The sequence below is a fragment of the Streptomyces sp. NPDC050549 genome, from assembly GCF_040655035.1.
GTDB lineage: Bacteria > Actinomycetota > Actinomycetes > Streptomycetales > Streptomycetaceae > Streptomyces.
In genome coordinates, this window is sequence record NZ_JBFAJD010000010.1 from 42,944 (window position 1) to 58,746 (window position 15,803).

The 15,803-nt window shown below is 69.7% G+C and carries 15 protein-coding genes, 4 tRNA genes and 1 pseudogene; 14 read left to right on the plus strand and 6 right to left on the minus strand.

Annotation, left to right across the window (positions count from 1 at the left end; all coding sequences use genetic code 11):
* Positions 1-5 precede the first annotated feature (5 nt).
* Positions 6-1,259, plus strand: coding sequence for a phospholipase D-like domain-containing protein (locus tag AB0I51_RS16800; protein WP_362975702.1), 1,254 nt, complete (start codon positions 6-8; stop codon positions 1,257-1,259).
* A 300-nt stretch (positions 1,260-1,559) separates the two neighbouring features.
* Here the strand turns inward: AB0I51_RS16800 and AB0I51_RS16805 are convergent, their stop codons facing one another.
* On the minus strand, positions 1,560-1,895 hold the full coding sequence (locus tag AB0I51_RS16805) for a MerR family transcriptional regulator (RefSeq protein ID WP_362975704.1): 336 nt from the start codon (positions 1,893-1,895) through the stop codon (positions 1,560-1,562).
* A gap of 681 nt (positions 1,896-2,576) precedes the next feature.
* Between AB0I51_RS16805 and AB0I51_RS16810 the strand changes: the two genes are divergently transcribed.
* The 5 genes and pseudogenes from AB0I51_RS16810 to AB0I51_RS16830 all read left to right on the plus strand — a co-directional run.
* Positions 2,577-2,783, plus strand: a complete 207-nt coding sequence (locus tag AB0I51_RS16810) for a hypothetical protein (RefSeq protein WP_362975706.1) — start codon at positions 2,577-2,579, stop codon at positions 2,781-2,783.
* 290 nt (positions 2,784-3,073) lie between these two features.
* Positions 3,074-3,244, plus strand: coding sequence for a hypothetical protein (locus tag AB0I51_RS16815; RefSeq protein WP_057605601.1), 171 nt, complete (start codon positions 3,074-3,076; stop codon positions 3,242-3,244).
* A gap of 254 nt (positions 3,245-3,498) precedes the next feature.
* Positions 3,499-3,852: a PRC-barrel domain containing protein gene (locus AB0I51_RS16820; protein ID WP_362975708.1), complete on the plus strand. Its 354-nt coding sequence runs from the start codon at positions 3,499-3,501 to the stop codon at positions 3,850-3,852.
* A gap of 267 nt (positions 3,853-4,119) precedes the next feature.
* The gene (locus tag AB0I51_RS16825; protein WP_362975710.1) at positions 4,120-4,959 is read left to right on the plus strand and encodes an RNA polymerase sigma factor SigF; all 840 of its coding nucleotides are present in this window, start codon (positions 4,120-4,122) and stop codon (positions 4,957-4,959) included.
* A gap of 401 nt (positions 4,960-5,360) precedes the next feature.
* A pseudogene (locus tag AB0I51_RS16830) lies at positions 5,361-5,429 on the plus strand (flavoprotein); the annotation flags it as partial.
* 94 nt (positions 5,430-5,523) lie between these two features.
* On the opposite strand, the gene AB0I51_RS16835 reads toward AB0I51_RS16830, so the two are convergent.
* The 4 genes from AB0I51_RS16835 to AB0I51_RS16850 form a co-directional block, all read right to left on the minus strand.
* A tRNA-Lys gene (locus tag AB0I51_RS16835) sits at positions 5,524-5,596 on the minus strand.
* Positions 5,597-5,704: 108 nt separating this feature from the next.
* On the minus strand, positions 5,705-7,264 hold the full coding sequence (locus AB0I51_RS16840) for an amino acid permease (protein ID WP_362975712.1): 1,560 nt from the start codon (positions 7,262-7,264) through the stop codon (positions 5,705-5,707).
* 173 nt (positions 7,265-7,437) lie between these two features.
* Positions 7,438-9,594: a DEAD/DEAH box helicase gene (locus AB0I51_RS16845; RefSeq protein WP_362975714.1), complete on the minus strand. Its 2,157-nt coding sequence runs from the start codon at positions 9,592-9,594 to the stop codon at positions 7,438-7,440.
* Positions 9,595-10,022: 428 nt separating this feature from the next.
* Complete coding sequence (locus AB0I51_RS16850) at positions 10,023-10,529, minus strand: hypothetical protein (protein WP_362976034.1); 507 nt, start codon at positions 10,527-10,529, stop codon at positions 10,023-10,025.
* 176 nt (positions 10,530-10,705) lie between these two features.
* Between AB0I51_RS16850 and AB0I51_RS16855 the strand changes: the two genes are divergently transcribed.
* Entirely contained in the window at positions 10,706-11,122 is a 417-nt protein-coding gene (locus AB0I51_RS16855; RefSeq protein WP_362975716.1) for a hypothetical protein, read from the plus strand.
* Here the strand turns inward: AB0I51_RS16855 and AB0I51_RS16860 are convergent.
* Complete coding sequence (locus AB0I51_RS16860) at positions 11,101-11,868, minus strand: helix-turn-helix domain-containing protein (RefSeq protein ID WP_362975718.1); 768 nt, start codon at positions 11,866-11,868, stop codon at positions 11,101-11,103. The genes AB0I51_RS16855 and AB0I51_RS16860 overlap by 22 nt on opposite strands.
* An 85-nt stretch (positions 11,869-11,953) precedes the next feature.
* Between AB0I51_RS16860 and AB0I51_RS16865 the strand changes: the two genes are divergently transcribed.
* The 7 genes from AB0I51_RS16865 to AB0I51_RS16895 all read left to right on the plus strand — a co-directional run bounded on the left by AB0I51_RS16865 (position 11,954) and on the right by AB0I51_RS16895 (position 15,785).
* Entirely contained in the window at positions 11,954-12,943 is a 990-nt protein-coding gene (locus tag AB0I51_RS16865; RefSeq protein ID WP_362975720.1) for an LLM class flavin-dependent oxidoreductase, read from the plus strand.
* A gap of 4 nt (positions 12,944-12,947) precedes the next feature.
* The gene (locus AB0I51_RS16870; protein ID WP_362975722.1) at positions 12,948-13,298 is read left to right on the plus strand and encodes a metallopeptidase family protein; all 351 of its coding nucleotides are present in this window, start codon (positions 12,948-12,950) and stop codon (positions 13,296-13,298) included.
* A 98-nt stretch (positions 13,299-13,396) separates the two neighbouring features.
* Positions 13,397-14,959: a metallophosphoesterase gene (locus AB0I51_RS16875; protein WP_362975724.1), complete on the plus strand. Its 1,563-nt coding sequence runs from the start codon at positions 13,397-13,399 to the stop codon at positions 14,957-14,959.
* A gap of 80 nt (positions 14,960-15,039) precedes the next feature.
* Positions 15,040-15,112 (plus strand) — tRNA-Glu (locus tag AB0I51_RS16880).
* Positions 15,113-15,161: 49 nt separating this feature from the next.
* Positions 15,162-15,236: transfer RNA gene (locus AB0I51_RS16885), tRNA-Asp, on the plus strand.
* A 24-nt stretch (positions 15,237-15,260) separates the two neighbouring features.
* Positions 15,261-15,334: transfer RNA gene (locus tag AB0I51_RS16890), tRNA-Phe, on the plus strand.
* Between the two features lie 70 nt (positions 15,335-15,404).
* Positions 15,405-15,785 carry a hypothetical protein gene (locus tag AB0I51_RS16895; RefSeq protein WP_362975726.1) on the plus strand — a complete coding sequence of 127 codons (381 nt, stop codon included), beginning with the start codon at positions 15,405-15,407 and terminating at the stop codon, positions 15,783-15,785.
* Positions 15,786-15,803: the final 18 nt, after the last annotated feature.

A 15,803-nucleotide genomic window follows, 5' to 3' on the forward strand; every position in this document is an offset into this window, starting at 1 on the left:
CAGCCATGCCGAACACGCAGAACACAGCCGCCGCAGCCGCCGAAACGGCGGGAACCGTCAGTTCCGAGGAGCCCGGCGGCGCGGCGGACGTCGGTGGCGTCCTCGACGATCGGGCCCGGCGCACCAGACGCCGGCTGGAGCGGCTCATAGGGATCGCGGCCACGGAAGGCAACGCGCTGTTCCCGTTGCGCAACGGGGACGAGATCTTCGGCGCCATGCTGGGCGGGATCCGTTCCGCCCGCCACACCGTGGACATGATGACGTTCGTGTACTGGAAGGGGGACATCGCCCGGCAGTTCGCCGACGCGCTCGCGGAGCGGGCGCGCGAAGGAGTGCGAGTACGGCTGCTGCTGGACGGCTTCGGGAGCCGGCTCATCGAGAAGGACCAGTTGGAGGCGATGGAGCGGGCCGGGGTGCAGGTGGCCTGGTTCCGCAAGCCGCTGTATCTGTCTCCGTTGAAGCAGAACCATCGCTGTCACCGCAAGGTGCTTGTCGTCGACGAGGAGACGGCCTTCACCGGCGGCGTCGGCATCGCCGAGGAATGGTGCGGCGACGCGCGCGGCCCGGAGGAATGGCGCGACACCCACGTCCAGGTGCGCGGACCCGCCGTGGACGGGCTGGCCGCCGCCTTCGCCCAGAACTGGGCCGAGTGCCATGACGAACTCTTCGACGACCGGGACCGGTTCACCGACCACGTCCCCCGGGGCGATGCCGTGGTGCAGGTGGTGCGGGGTTCGGCCAGTTTCGGCTGGCAGGACATGCAGACCCTGTTCCGCGTGATGATCGAGACGGCGGAGGAGAGGCTCCGGCTGGCCACCGCCTACTTCGCACCCGACGCGTACTTCATCGGGCTGCTGTGCGCCGCGGCCCGCCGAGGGGTCGAGGTGGAGATCCTGCTGCCGGGCCCGTACACCGACAAGCGGGTCTGCCAACTCGCGGGCCAGCGCTACTACGAGGAGCTCACCGCATGCGGGGTGAAGATCTACCACTACCAGCCGACCATGCTCCACACCAAGGTCGTCACCGTCGACAGGGCCACGGCACTCATCGGCTCGACGAACTTCAACCGTCGCTCCCTCGACCACGACGAAGAGGTCATGCTCGCCGTGCTGGACCCCACGTTCACCGCGACGCTGGACCGGCACTTCACGGAAGACCTTGAGCACAGCGAACTCATCAGTGCCGGACGGTGGAAGCGACGCGCGCTGCTCCAACGCGTCAGGGAGACGGCCGTCCTGCCGATACGGCGCTTCCTCTGACCCGTCCATCGGCCTCGATGCGCACGCCGACCCGTCCCGTTCCTGGACCTGCGGGGCGGGCGGCGGACGGCACTGTACCCGGGTTCAGCGGTCAGGGATGTGGGATGCGGGATGCGGAGAAGGCCGCGCGAGTTGCGAGTCGGCCGCCGCGCGGACGGCCGGTCGGAACGTGACAGGGCTCGGCCGACGACATCGCCGGAGCCCGGCGGCTCGTACTGCCGGGCGGGACAGGCCGCCATTCTGCCGAGCGCTGTGTGAGGCCGCCCGGGGAATCCTGCCGTCGGCTTCCCCGCCGGCGGGTCAGGCGTCCGCCCCGCGCTGCGCGTCGGCGGCTTTGCGGTGTTCTTCGTTGATGCGCTTGGCTTCTTCGAGCTGGTCTTCGAGGATGATGATGCGGCAGGCGGCCTCGATGGGGGTCCCGTGGTCGACGAGTTCCCGGGCTCGGGCGGCGATGCGCAGCTGGTAGCGGGAGTAGCGGCGGTGGCCGCCGGCGGAGCGGAGCGGAGTGATCAGGCGGGCTTCGCCCAGAGCGCGCAGGAAGCCCTGCGTGGCGCCGAGCAGCTCGGCGGCTCCGCCCATCGTGTAGGCGGGGTAGTCGTCGTCGTCGATACGGCCGAACGAGTCGTCTGCTGTCATTTGCACCTCTCTGTTGCCATTTGCACCTCTCTGTGGAACGCGTCGAGGGGCCTTGGTGCCGTACGGCACCAAGGCCCCGAAGGAACTGCTACACCATCTGCCGACCCTGACAGGGCGCCGGCCTTCTGTTTCCGCAGACCCGACCGGCATGCTGCCGGGGCTGCTGGGATCGCGACTGCTTGACCGGAGACCACCTCACTATCGATGTCCTGCGGTACCCGGGTTCAAGATCCGGCCCGGGCGATCCTGATGGCGCTCGCTTCCTCCGTTCTTCCCTCTGGGATCAACTGCTGACAAGCGGGGTACTGCGCACTGCGGTCCTGCTCACGGCAGCCCCTGATCACTGCGGGCCACCCGGTCCGGTCGCCAGCCGCGTCGCCGTCCTGCAACCGCTCTGGCTTCGCGACTCCACCACCGCACCGTCCTGCGAACTGCACCTGCGGATACTGCTCTGCCCGGCAGTTCGTGTCTGCCAGGCCCTGCTGTCTCTCTGGGCTACGAGAGAACCATAATCACGCCCCCACCCCAATGTCTACTCCGACAAACACAGATTTCCGCGCGTTCGACAGACAGGCAATCAACCTCGAACAGCGACCGGCGCAGGACGGGTCACAGGCCGGGGAGGAACGAGACACGGCAGGCAGAACCGGACATCGACGATCCAGAGACCGGGGAGACCCGATGAACACCATGAGCGTCAACGTCGCAACCGCCCGCTCCGCGGCACCCGTAGCCCACACACGCGAAAACACCCGGGACCTGACCGCACACCCGGACGCCACCACCGTCACCCGCCAGGCAGCCGGCGGCAAAACCGTAAGCGCCCTCCTCGCCCGGCAACGCCGACACGTGGAAACGGTGCGGGTTGCGGAAGCCGACCCCCAGTGACGCCGCGTGAGGCTGCGCACCCACGGCTCCTCTCGACCGGCGTGACCGCCCCCGGGCACGGCCCCCACCGGCGCAAGCCTTCGACCAGCCGCAGCCGAACTCGTCACGCACGCCACGCGTATTGCCTGCCGGTGGAGCGTCGCGGACGCCGGACAGCACGAGTCCCACCTTCAAACCGGGCGATTGCCGAACGGAATCCCAGCAGCTTCGGGGCCGCCCAAGGAACACATAAAATCCGCAGGAGTGAAGATCGCTCCACAGGGCACACGAAGGGCCGGAGGTCGATAACAATGGTTCCTATTCTTCTTGTTCTTCTGCTTGCCCTGATCCTCTTCGGTGCCGGCTTCGCACTCAAGGCCCTGTGGTGGATAGCCGTCATCGTGCTGATCGTGTGGGTTCTCGGCTTCGTGATCCGCCCTGCGGCAAGCGGTGGCAAGCGTGGCCGCTGGTACCGCTGGTAGGCGGACACCCATCACGTCCTGAGACCCGACAGGGGTGGGCCCGACACCGATGTGTCGGGCCCACCCCTGTTCCGTTCCCATTTCTTCCCGATATGAATGTGTGGGACCAGCCGGCCGGGGCATTCGGATTTCTGAAGATCTCAAGAGGCATCGAAGAGACATCCAAGAGGTGTCACCGAATTCGATGACGCCTGCCCGACTTCGTAGTTCAAATGCGAGAGCAACAAACAATCTCGATGAGGGAGCCGTTCTCCATGAGTGACAACATCTGGGGCTACCAGCCGACCACCGGCCACACCACAGGCACGGACCTGATCGGATACAAGGTCGAGGCCACCGACGGTGGCATCGGCAAGGTCGACAAGCACTCGGACGACGTCAACTCCTCCTACCTCGTCGTCGACACCGGTGTGTGGATCTTCGGCAAGCACGTCCTGCTGCCCGCCGGAACCGTGAAGACGGTCGACCAGGCCGAGCGCAAGATCTACGTCGGTCTCACGAGGGACCAGATCAGGGAGTCCCCCGAGTTCGACAAGGACGAGCACGTCGGCGACGCCGGCTACCACGAGCAGGTCGCCGACTACTACCAGACCCAGCGAGTCGTCTGACCTCACAGCAGCCCGGAAGTGGGGCCGGCCGGAGACACTCCGGCCGGCCCCACTTCTGCAGTCCGGGCGACGGCAGCACCGAAGTCCACATCCACGAGGGAGCGTCAGGGACGCGACCCGGGCGGCCGGAGCACCCGGTCCGACGGCAGTCGGCGGACCCGCTCCGAAATCACCTGGCATGCATTCCACGAACCCGGGTAGGCCAATCATTGTCGCCAGACAACGAACTGGCGGTACCGAGTCCGGATCACGTGGGAGGGGCCTGACATGACGGTGACGAAGACGGCAGACGCACAGACCCGGGTGCTGCCGGAGATCGCTGACCCTTCGCAGGTCGCCCCCAAGGACGCCCGTCAGCTGACCAGGCTGTTCCTCGACCAGCTCGCCGTCCTCGAAGAGGGCACGCACGAGTACCAGTACGCGCGCAACACCCTCATCGAAATGAACATCACGCTCGTCCGGTACGCGGCTGGGCGGTTCCGCAGCCGCAGCCAGGACGAGATGGAGGACATCGTCCAGGTCGGCACGATCGGGCTGATCAAGGCCATCGACCGGTTCGAACTCACCCGCGAAGTCGAGTTCACCTCCTTCGCCATCCCCTACATCACCGGCGAGATCAAGCGCTTCTTCCGCGACACCTCCTGGGCCGTCCACGTCCCCCGACGCCTCCAGGAAGCCCGCGTCCAGCTCGCCAAAGCCACCGAAGAGCTCCGCAGCCGGCTCGGCCGCACGCCCACCGTCAAGGAACTCTCCCAGCTGATGTGCCTCAGCGAGGAAGAGGTCAACGAAGCACGTCTCGCCTCCAACGGCTACAACTCCACCTCCCTCGACGCCGCCATCGGCTCCAGCGACGACGGCGAGACCGCGCTGGCCGACTTCATCGGCCTCGACGACGGCGCCCTCGAACTCGTCGAGGACTTCAACGCCCTGGCCCCCCTGATCGCCGAACTCGACGACCGCGAACGGCGCATCATCCACATGCGGTTCGTCGACGAACTCACCCAGTCCCAGATCGGCGAACACCTCGGCGTCTCCCAGATGCACGTCTCCCGCCTGCTCAGCCGCACCCTCGCCAAACTCCGCGCAGGCATGCTCACCACCAGCTGACCGCGCCGGTGCGCAGCCGCTGCTCCCGGTCGGCGAAGACGCAGATGTCCAAGTGTCCGAGGAGGTCGGCGGGACCCTGGTGCACCCTGGGCGCCCGTGGCCTCTGGGTCCGCGAGGCATCCCGTCCGACAGCCGCGCCACGGGGGTGACCCAGTCCCGTACGACCGCCTTCATGTCCCGGCCCCTGTCGCCGACGAACACGGTCCGTTCCTCGGCACGCCGGCCGCCGGTCGGCGCGCGCAGCAGTTCGCCCGCCGCGTCGAGCGCTGGCAACCACTCGAAGTGCGTGCTGTAGCGGGCGTGACGGGTATCCGGTGACGAAGATCCAGGCAGGCGGGCTCTGGACCAGGATCACCGAACACCAAGACCCTGCTCACCGGTCCAGGCGCGGACCACCCACCCCTCACCGGCCGAAGGCCGACGGCGGAGCGGACCGCTACCGCTGGGAGGAAGTGCTGGAGCTGCCCGCCCGAGCCCCCGAACCCAAAGCAGCGCCCGCCCCGACCGAAGCCGAAACGGACGCTGCACAGCAGGCCAGAGGCCACGACCCCCGCCCACCACCGGTAGGCCCTGTGGGACTCGAACCCACAACCAATGGATTAAAAGTCCACTGCTCTGCCAATTGAGCTAAGGGCCCAGGCGATGTTGCCTCCCCGAGCATAGCGGGACGTGGCCGTGTCTCCGATCGGGTATCGGGGACACGGCCGTGCCGGATGGGGGAAGGCGGGCGGGCGGGTCCGGAGTGTTACGGATCTACCGGTTCGGGCGCCCCCGCCCGCGCCGCCTCCCGCGCCCTCGTGCGCACGTGTTCCGGGTTCAGGAACCAGTGCCGGGCCGATGCCGCCCACCAGGCCGCCGCGAAGCCCAGTACGACCAGGACCGCGACCGGTGCGTAGTTGAAGGACTCCCAGGTGACCGGGGAGACCTGGGGCAGCATGAAGAGGATCGTGATCACGGCCACCCAGATCACCGACACCAAACCGATCGGCCGCGACCAACGGCCCAGGTGCCACGGTCCGCGCTGGAAGTCGTCGCCTTTCGCGAGCCGCAGCAGGGTCGGGATGACGTAGGCGATGTAGAGGCCGATGACGGCGACTGATGTCACCGCCGCGTAGGCCGTGTAGTTGATCAGGTACGGCAGGCCCATGAGCAGTGCGCCCGCCGCCGCCAGCCAGACCGCCGCGACGGGGGTCCGGGTGCGCGGGCTCACCGTGTGCCAGACGCGGGAGAACGGCAGGGCGCCGTCGCGCGAGAAGGCGTAGATCATGCGGCTGTTGGCCGTCACCGACGCCATGCCGCAGAAGAGCTGCGCGCCGATCACCACCAGGAGCAGCAGCTTCCCGCTCGTCGCTCCCAGCGCGTCCAGGAGGATCTGGGCCGGGGGCGCGCCCGTGGGCGACTTCAGTTCCGCGTTGTAGGACTGGATCGCGTACGTGAAGCCCAGCAACAGCACGAAGCCCGCTATCCACGACGTCCAGATGGAGCGGACGATGCCCTTGGGGCCCGCCGTCGACGCGTCGTGGGTCTCCTCCGTCATGTGGGCGGAGGCGTCGTAGCCGGTGAAGGTGTACTGCGCCATCAGCAGGCCCAGCAGGACGACGTACACGCCGCTGCCCCAGCCCGTGTTGTTCACGAACTTCGTGAAGACGAAGGTCGTGGACTGGTGGTGGTCGGGGACGAACGCCAGCGCGCCGACGATCACGCCGACGCCCACCACGTGCCACCACACGCTGATGTCGTTGAGAAGCGCGACGATCTTCACGCCGAACGTGTTCAGCAGGCCGTGCAGGATCAGGATGGCCGCGAACAGGAGCACCGTCCTGCCCGGTGTCACCTTGAAGTCGAACTGGAGGTTCAGGTACGCGCCCAGGAAGGACGCGGCGCCGAAGTCGATGCCCGCGGTCACCGCGACCTGGCCGAGGACGTTGAACCAGCCCGTGAACCATGCCCAGGCCGCCGCGCTGCGCGGGGGCGCCAGGCGGTGGGCCCAGAAGTAGAGGCCCGCCGACGTGGGGTAGGCCGAGCAGATCTCGGCCATCGACAGGCCGACGAACAGCGTCATCAGGCCTACGGCCACCCAGCCCCAGGTGATCACGGCAGGGCCGCCCGTGTTCATGCCGAAGAGGTAAAGCGTCAGGCAGCCCGACAGGACCGAGATGATCGTGAAGGAGACCGCGTAGTTGGAGAACGCCGACATGCGGCGGGCGAGAACCTGCGTGTAGCCGAGCTGGGCAAGCCGTTCCTCGTCGGAGAGACCGGGGGCATCTCCCTTTGACAGCCCACTCGCTATGGCGTCATCTGTCATGCCCCCAGCGATTCCCCCGGCGGGGACGTGACATGCATCACTTAAGGACTCGATAAGGACTCGAAGTGGCCAAAAAACATCCCCGCACAGAGCGAAGTGGCCCCCACCCGATCTCCGGGTGGGGGCCACTCCACTACGTCAGCTCACGTCAGCCGGCTTCAGGTCGCACGACCTCAGCCGTTGCGCTTCCAGCGCGGCTTGTCGTCGCGGCGGCCGAAGGTTCCGGTGCCGGTACCCGTGCCGGTCGTGCCCCGGTGGCCGGACGGACGGTCGTGGCCGCCGGTGCGGAAGCCCGGGCGGTCGCCCTGGCGGTCGCGGTTGAAGGGACGGTCGCTGCCCCGGTGACCGGTCGCGGGACGGTCGTCGCGACGGAAGCCGCCCCGGTCGCCGCCCGAGGGGCGGTCGTCCCGACGGAAACCACCGGACGGACGGTCGTCACGACGCTCGAAGGAACGGCCACCGCGGTCGCCGCCCGAGGGGCGGTCGTCCCGACGGAAACCACCCGAGGGGCGCTCGTCACGACGGTCGAAAGAACGGCCACCGCGGTCGCCGCCCGAGGGACGGTCGTCCCGACGGAAACCACCCGAGGGGCGCTCGTCACGACGGTCGAAAGAACGACCGCCACGGTCACCACCGCGGTCGTTGCCGCCACGGTCGTCGCGGCGGAACCCACCGGAGGGGCGCTCGTCACGACGCTCGAAAGAACGGCCACTGCGGTCGTTGCCGCCACGGTCGTCACGACGGAAACCACCCGACGGACGGTCGTCACGACGGTCACGGCGCTCATAGTTGCCCCGCTCGTCGCGCTGCTGGCGCGGACGGTCGTACGACGACTCCTCGCGCACCGGCGCCTCGGCGACCGGCTCGGCGGCCGCCGCCTCGACGACGGCCGCGGCGGCCTCGGCCACCGCGACCTCCGGGTCCTCGCCCCGCTCGCGCGCGGCGCGGGCGACCAACCGGTCGGACTCCTCACGGAGTTCGGCGGCACGGCGGGTGGCCCTCTCCAGCTCCTTGGTGAGCTGAATGACCTCGCGCTCGGCCTGCTGCGCGGCGTCGCCCGCCGACTGGGCCTGGACCTCGGTCATCGAACGGGCGCCGGTGATCTCGGCGACCTCGGGCTCGAAGGCCGTACCGGAGTTGATGATGTGACGGCCGGCGTCGACGCCCGCGTCCTCCATCAGCCGGAAGATCTGGCGGCGCTGGTGCGGCAGGGAGAGGGAGACGACGGTGCCCGTACGGCCGGCACGCGCGGTGCGGCCCGCGCGGTGCAGGTAGTCCTTGTGGTCGCCGGCCGGGTCCACGTTCAGGACCAGGTCGATGCCGTCGACGTGGATACCGCGGGCGGCGACGTCGGTCGCGACGAGCGCGTTGACGTAGCCCTCCTTGAAGTCCGCCAGCGTCCGCGTGCGGGCGCCCTGCGTCATGCCGCCGTGCAGCGCGTCGGCCTTCACGCCGGACTCGCGCAGTTGCTCGGCGATGCGGTCGGCGCCCAGCTGGGTGCGGACGAAGATGATCGTGCGGCCCTTGCGGGAGGCGATCGCGGCGGTGACCGGCGCCTTGTCCTTGGGCTTCACGATGAGGATGTGGTGGGACATCGTCGTGACGTTGCCCTGCGCGCTGTCGACCTCGTGCGTGACCTCGTCCTTGAGGTAGCGCTTGACCAGCGTGGAGATCTCGTTCTCCATGGTCGCCGAGAACAGCATGCGCTGGCCGCCGGCCGGGATCTGGTCGAGCAGCTCGGTGACCTCGGGCAGGAAGCCCAGGTCGGACATCTGGTCGGCCTCGTCGAGGACCGCGATCTGCACGTCCTCCAGGGAGCAGGCGCCGCGGTTGATGATGTCCCGGAGGCGGCCCGGCGTGGCGACGAGGACGTCGACGCCGCGCTCAAGGGCGTAGATCTGGTTGCCCATGGACGTGCCGCCGCAGACGACCTTCATCTTCAGGCCGAGGACGTCGCCGTAGGGCTGGAGCGCGTCGGCGACCTGCATCGCCAGCTCGCGGGTCGGGGTGAGGATGATGCCGCGGGGGCGCTTGCGCTCGGTGCGGCCGCCGGACAGCGTCGCCAGCAGCGGCAGACCGAACGAGAGGGTCTTGCCGGAGCCGGTGCGGCCACGGCCGAGGATGTCCTTGCCGGCCAGGGCGTCCGGGATGGTCGCCGCCTGGATCGGGAAGGGGGCTGTCACGCCGTTCTGCGCGAGCTTGCGCACGATGCCCTCGGGGAGACCGAGGGACGCGAACGTCACCTCGGGAGCCTCCGCGGCAGCGTCTACGGCCGTCTCGGTGCCCTCGTTCTCGGGCATGACGACGTGATCAGTACTGGAAATGGACATGCGAATGCGAAACCTTCCGGAGTCTCCGTCGGCACGCGCCCGTCAACTCCGTGATTCGCTATCGACCGCCTCAATGCGGTCCGCCACGGCAAGGGAGAGTACGCGCCACACGGCGCGCTCTACAGTGGCGCCGGGCAATGGGATCAAACGATCTACCACCTTACGCACCTACCACCCCCCAACGCAAACCAGCTCTCCTTGACGTGCGTCACACCCGCCCCTAGGCCCTGTCGTCAAATTCCCGTCGCCGCCCGGAGGGCGGCCTCGCGGCGTCGGGTGCGTGCTCTCGCCGTGCCGGGCGTGGACCCTCGTACTGGACGTACCTGGGTCTGCGCCCGGTGCGGCGAGTGGGGGCACCTCCCACGCCCTTTAGGCAGTGGGGGAGCGTGCATGGCGTCGCGAGGCAGACGGGAATTTGACGACAGGGCCTAGGCCGGTGACCCGGCCGCCGGCGCCGGCTCACGGTCCACCAGCTGCGGAGCCGGGTCCTCGTGCGCCGAGGACGAGGGCTCCGCGACGGTCGGGTCCGGGGACGGCTGCTGCTGGCTCGGCGTCGGGTCCGGGGGCGGCGGTGTCCGCGACGGGGTCGGCTGCGGCGCGGCCGTGGTCGGCGCGCCCGGCTTGGCGCTCGTACCCGGTCTCGGCGGGGCGGACGCGGACGGGCTCACCGCGCCCGGCGCCGACGGCGAGGCCGAACCCGACGCCGACTCACCGGGCTTGGGCTTCCCGTGCCCGCGCTTCCCGTCCCCCGCCGACCCGCCGTACCCGAGCCCGCCCCCCGGCGCCCCCGAACCGCCGTCGGGCACCTCACCGGCGTGCCGCCCGGCCGAGTGCGAGGGCTTGGCACCGCCGCCCGCGTCGTCGCCCACGCTCATACAGCCGGCGGCAGCGGCGACGACGGCGACCGCTGCGGCCAGACGGACGGGTACGTACATGGGGCGCACGGGGCCACCTCCGAGGGCGGAAAAAGGAGTCGCCCTCTCAACTCCCGCCGCCCACCGGAAGACACGCGCCCCACCGCCGTCGCCCATTCCTGGCCGGGAATTGCCCCCCGAACCCGCCCGCAGCACGATCGGCCCCGAAGCGACCGCAGCGCCCCAAGGAGCCACGGATGACCGACCCCCAAGACCTCGCCGCCCGCTACATCGCCCAGTGGACGGAACCCGACCCCGCCCGCCGCCGGACGGCGATCGAGAGCCTCTGGGCCGAGGACGCCACCCACGTCCTCCAGCCGCCCGCCGAGATCCGCGAACTCTCCGCCGACCTCGGCTTCGACCACCCCACCCTGCGGGCCCAGGGATACGACGCCATCGAGACCCGCGTCACCCGCAGCTACCAACGCTTCGTCGAGAACGGCGAGTTCACCTTCCGGGCGCGCACCGACGCCGTACGCCTCGACGACCTGGTCCGCTTCCACTGGGACACGATCACCGTCGCCGACGGCGAAGTGGTCGGCGGCGGACTGGAGTTGCTCTCACTCGACACCGACGGCCGCATCCATACCGACTACATGTTCCCCGGAGCCTGATCCCCAGCCGGCCTGGCGGCAGCGGCCAACGCCTCCGCCGTCGCCGCGTCCGCCGGCAGGAACGCCTCCAACTTCAGCTCCGCCAGGGTCACATCCACCGCCGTCGCGAACGTCGTCACCGTCGTCATCAGCCGCAACTCCCCGTACGCCGACCGCAGCCGCAACGGCACCGCGAACCCCAACTGCCCCTCCGACGAACCCAGTTCCGGCACATAGCCGGCCAACTCGGCCCGCAACTCCGGCAACCCGCCCAGCCGCGCCACGATGTGCCGTGCCCACTCGGCCAGGTTGAGGATCCGCGGCGCCACCCCGTCCGGATGCAACGCCAGCCGGTACACATTCGCCCCCGGCCCCACCAGCTCCGCCGCCGCGCCCTCCGTGATCACCCCGAACGCGCTGTTGGCGTCGACCAGTCGGCCCTCCCGGTCCACCACGACTGCCGGATACGGCAGATGCCCGCGCAGGATGTGCCCGATCGCCGTCCGCACCGGAGCCAGCACCGGCCCCGCCAACGAACTCTCCGCGTACACCGGCGCGAACCCGGCCGCCAACAACAGCTCGTTCCGCTCCCGCAACGGCAGTTCGAGCGACTCGGCGAGCCGCACGACCATGTTCCGCCCCGGCACCGACCGCCCCGACTCGATGAAACTGACATGCCGCTGAGTGGTACCGGCCCGCGACGCCACCTCCAGCTGGCTCAGCCGACGACTCGTACGACGCTCACGCAGCACCTGGGAAAAGTCCACGCCCCAGTTCTACGACGCCCCGCCCCAACCGGCCATTCCGTGCAGGGAATTGAGGCCATACCCGCAGCCGACGACCATCGGGCCCATGAACAAGCCCCTCGACATCGGCGTACTGCTCCCCACCGGAACCGCCCAATGGGCCAAGGACGACGACCCGCGCGACCTCATCGCCCTCGGCCGCACCGCCGAACACCTCGGCTTCACCTCCCTCTTCGTCAACGACTCCCTCATCACCCCCCGCATCGAAGCCCTCACCCTGCTCGCCGCCCTCGCCCCCACCACCGAGACAGCCACCCTCGGCACCGGCGCCCTGCTCCCGTTCCTGCGCCGCCCCGTCCAGACCGCGCAGACCCTCGCCTCCATCGACCTCCTCTCCCACGGCCGCCTCACCCTCGCCGTCGGCGCCGGCTTCCCCGGCCGCTTCGGACGCCCCCTCTACGACCTCTCCGAAGTCCCCTGGCCCCGCCGCTTCGCCCGCCTCGACGAGACGGTCCGGCTCTGGCGGGCCCTTTGGCAGGGCGCCGACAGCTTCCACGGCGAGTTCCACCACTTCACCGACCTCCCGCCCGCCCTGCGCCCCACCCGCCCCACCGGCCCACCCGTCTGGCTCGCCGGCGCCACCCCCACCGCCCTGGCCCGCACCGGCCGCCTCTACGACGGCTGGCTCCCCTACCCGCCCGACCCCGCCCACTACACGAGGGGCCTGCACGACATCCACGAGGCGGCGAAAGCGGCGGACCGCAGCCCGGAGGCCATCACCCCGGCGCTCTTCGTCACCGTACGAATCGACGACGACCCCCGCACCGCGCGAGCCGCACTCGACGACTACGTCCGAGCCACCTACGGCATGCCCCTCCCCGAACTGGAGAAGATCCAGGCCGTCGCCGCAGGCACCGCGGAGCAGGTGGCACAACGCCTCCACCAGTACGTCGCCGCGGGCGCCCGCCACCTCGTCACGCGCCCCGCCGCCCTGAACCTACGCACCCAGCGCGAGCAGCTGGAACGCGTCGCCGCGCTGATCCCCGACCTGCCGACCCCGTCACCGCCCCGAACCCGCGTTCGTCCCGGACAATAGGCATGTGCTGGAAATGACACGCGAGACGTTCGAAGAGCTGGTGAGCGAGGCCCTGGACCGGATTCCGCCCGAACTGACGCGGGTCATGGACAACGTGGCCGTCTTCGTCGAGGACGAACCCGACCCCTCCGACCCCGAACTCCTCGGCCTCTACGAAGGCACACCCCTCACCGAACGCGGCGAGTGGTACGCCGGGGTCCTCCCCGACCGGATCTCCATCTACATGGGCCCGACCCTGCGCCACTGCGCGACCACCGAGGACGTCGTCCACGAGGTCGCCGTCACCGTGGTGCACGAAGTCGCCCACCACTTCGGCATCGACGACGAACGCCTCCACGAACTCGGCTGGGGCTGACCCCGCTCCCGAGAACCCGGCCGCAGCCCACCGCCCACGATCCCGGCCAGAGCCCACCGCCCCGCATACCCGACCCCACTCCTGGGCATACGGGACCAATGGCCAGCGTCCCCGTCGCAGCCCTGAACCGCCTCCGCCGGGCCCAGCGCGCCCTGACCCACCACTACCGCGCCCGCCGCCCCCGCCCCACCCTCGGACTCGTCCCCCAGCCCCACCCCTGGCCCCGCGCCCTCGGCCTCTGCATGGTCGTCCTCGTCGGAGCCTGGCTCGGCCTGCTCGTCGTCGGCAACGTCCGCGCCCAGGTCGGCCCCATGAACACCACCATGACCCTGCGCCCCTCCCTCACCGGCGGCACCAAGATCAACATCTCGCCGCTGGGCGCCCTCTCCCTCGACAGCCACCACGCCCCCGTCCGCCTCGACGTCAACGTCGACCAACTCGACCCCGAACGCTCCCAGGCCCTCGTCGACCACCCCGAACGCATCTCCGGCCTCCAGGACGAAGTCGCCCACGACGTCGAACACGGCACCCTCGACCTCGCCGTACGCTCCTGCGCCGCCGTCGTCCTCGGCGCCACCACCCTCGGCCTCGCCGTCTACCGCCGCCCCCGCCGCGCCCTCACCGCGGGGGGCCTCGCCCTCACCCTCCTCGCCGCGTCCGGAGCGACCGCCTACGCGACCTGGAACCCCAAATCCATCCTGGAACCGAAGTTCTCCGGGCTGCTCTCCTCCGCCCCCTCCGTGGTCGGCAACGCACGCAGCATCGTCACCGAATTCAACGTCTACCAGCAGGAGTTGGCCCGCCTGGTCACCAACGTGACCAAGCTCTACGACGTCACCTCCACCCTCCCCGCCTACCAGCCGGACCCCACCACCATCCGCGTCCTCCACGTCTCCGACATCCACCTGAACCCCGCGAGCTGGAAGATCATCGCGTCACTGGTGCAGCAGTACCAGGTGAACGTCATCGTCGACACCGGCGACATCATGGACCACGGCACGGCCGCCGAGAACGGCTTCCTGGACCCCATCGCCGACCTCGGCGCCCCCTACGTCTGGGTCAGGGGCAACCACGACTCCCTCGTCACCCAGCGCTATCTGCGGCGCATGAAGAACGTGCACGTCCTCGACGAGGGCCGCGCGGAAACGGTCGCGGGCGTACGCTTCGCCGGCATCGGCGACCCCCAGTTCACCCCCGACCGCTCCGTCGCCCCCGGCGGCAACGCGGCCGAGGAGCTCGCCGGCGACCAGCTCGCCTCCTCCCTCCGCGACCAGCGGGCCGCCGGCACCCCCGTCGACATCGCCCTCGTCCACGAACCGTCGGCGGCACGCCAGACCGACGGCGAAGTCCCCCTCGTCCTGGCCGGCCACCTCCACCACGAGGGCACCGAGGTCATGAAGCACGGCACCCGCCTCCGCATCGAGGGCTCGACCGGCGGCAGCGGCCTGCGCGCGGTGGAGGGCAAGTACCCCGACCCGATCGAGGCGTCGATCCTCTACATCGACCGCGACACCCACCGCCTCCAGGCCTGGGACGAGATCAGGCTGGGCGGCCTGGGCCTGACGACGGCCGAGGTCAGCCGCCACCTCCCGAAGGAGAACCTGCCGGGCGCAGCCCAGTCCCCGAGTCCCTCACCGAGTGCGGCGTCGAGGACCCCGTAAACCGTTTTGGCGATACCTCCCGCCATCCCATATGCTTCTCACGTCCCCGACGCGCTGAGAAGCGCCCAGGCGGGCCGATAGCCCTCATCGTCTAGCGGCCTAGGACGCCGCCCTTTCAAGGCGGTAGCACGGGTTCGAATCCCGTTGGGGGCACGCAACACCGTGTGCGACACTGGCTCAGCCAGTCCGCACGCAACAGCTGGGTCCTGTGGAGCAGTTTGGAGTGCTCGCCACCCTGTCAAGGTGGAGGCCGCGGGTTCAAATCCCGTCAGGACCGCTGAGGTTTCCCCGGAAGCCTCGTGGCTGGGTAGCTCAGTTGGTACGAGCGATCGCCTGAAAAGCGATAGGTCGCCGGTTCGACCCCGGCCCCAGCCACCGGGTCGAAAGCCCTGTCCCACCGGGACGGGGCTTTCGTCGTAACCCGGACTACACAGGGTGGGGCGCGATGGGCCAGGACATCGACCTGGAGAAGATACGGGCGCGGTACGGACTGCTCGCGGTGGTCGGCAGCAACATCGCGATCACGGCGGTGGCCGTCTTCGGCGTATGGCAGCTGAACGGCGACCGCGCGGTGATCGTGGGCGTCCTGACCTCAGCGTTCACCGCGATGGCGGGACTGACGACGGCATACCTGGGCATCAAGGCCGTTTCGAACACGGCCCAGTCGATGTCCAAGGAAGCGGGCCGCCAGCAGGACGCCGAGCGGCAACAATCAGCCCGTACGGCGCTTGAGGGCGAGGCCGTTCAGGCCGACGGGGGTCCGGGGGCGGAGCCCTCGGGGACGGCAGGCATCCTCTCGCCCACTGCTCCGACAACGGCACCCTGACTCACCCGCACGACCCTG

What these genes read in the sequence shown, in the direction of transcription:
- AB0I51_RS16800 (WP_362975702.1), top strand. Translation starts at nt 6, where the DNA reads ATGCCGAACACGCAGAACACAGCCGCCGCAGCCGCCGAAACGGCGGGA.
- AB0I51_RS16805 (WP_362975704.1), bottom strand. Translation starts at nt 1,895, where the DNA reads ATGACAGCAGACGACTCGTTCGGCCGTATCGACGACGACGACTACCCC.
- AB0I51_RS16810 (WP_362975706.1), top strand. Translation starts at nt 2,577, where the DNA reads ATGAACACCATGAGCGTCAACGTCGCAACCGCCCGCTCCGCGGCACCC.
- AB0I51_RS16815 (WP_057605601.1), top strand. Translation starts at nt 3,074, where the DNA reads ATGGTTCCTATTCTTCTTGTTCTTCTGCTTGCCCTGATCCTCTTCGGT.
- AB0I51_RS16820 (WP_362975708.1), top strand. Translation starts at nt 3,499, where the DNA reads ATGAGTGACAACATCTGGGGCTACCAGCCGACCACCGGCCACACCACA.
- AB0I51_RS16825 (WP_362975710.1), top strand. Translation starts at nt 4,120, where the DNA reads ATGACGGTGACGAAGACGGCAGACGCACAGACCCGGGTGCTGCCGGAG.
- AB0I51_RS16840 (WP_362975712.1), bottom strand. Translation starts at nt 7,264, where the DNA reads ATGACAGATGACGCCATAGCGAGTGGGCTGTCAAAGGGAGATGCCCCC.
- AB0I51_RS16845 (WP_362975714.1), bottom strand. Translation starts at nt 9,594, where the DNA reads ATGTCCATTTCCAGTACTGATCACGTCGTCATGCCCGAGAACGAGGGC.
- AB0I51_RS16850 (WP_362976034.1), bottom strand. Translation starts at nt 10,529, where the DNA reads ATGTACGTACCCGTCCGTCTGGCCGCAGCGGTCGCCGTCGTCGCCGCT.
- AB0I51_RS16855 (WP_362975716.1), top strand. Translation starts at nt 10,706, where the DNA reads ATGACCGACCCCCAAGACCTCGCCGCCCGCTACATCGCCCAGTGGACG.
- AB0I51_RS16865 (WP_362975720.1), top strand. Translation starts at nt 11,954, where the DNA reads ATGAACAAGCCCCTCGACATCGGCGTACTGCTCCCCACCGGAACCGCC.
- AB0I51_RS16875 (WP_362975724.1), top strand. Translation starts at nt 13,397, where the DNA reads ATGGCCAGCGTCCCCGTCGCAGCCCTGAACCGCCTCCGCCGGGCCCAG.
- AB0I51_RS16895 (WP_362975726.1), top strand. Translation starts at nt 15,405, where the DNA reads ATGGGCCAGGACATCGACCTGGAGAAGATACGGGCGCGGTACGGACTG.